Raw genomic sequence first — 254 nt, forward strand, 5'->3', positions numbered from 1 at the left:
GTATGTATGTGCATGCCAACTACATCGACCTCCATATTCTAAACAGTCGCAACGACACGCGCGTGCAAGTGCAACTAACGTTTCATCCTACCCTGCAGCCCAGAGACACCATGGACCACGACGCGCTCCTCCTGCTGCTCGGCTCCCTGGCTGCCGTGGCAGCCGCGTCCCTCTGGCTTCTCTGCCGCGGCAGCGCCACGTCGTCCTCGAAGCTGCCTCTGCCGCCGGGGCCGCGGGGGTGGCCGGTGCTGGGC

General features: G+C 65.0%; 1 protein-coding gene. It reads left to right on the plus strand.

The window, feature by feature from the left end; all coding sequences use genetic code 11:
- Positions 1–254 (plus strand): hypothetical protein (locus tag FVA95_RS32440; protein ID WP_205016092.1); only part of this gene is annotated, 254 nt, incomplete at both ends.

This window comes from Pseudonocardia sp. EV170527-09, assembly GCF_008369905.1.
Lineage (GTDB): Bacteria > Actinomycetota > Actinomycetes > Mycobacteriales > Pseudonocardiaceae > Pseudonocardia.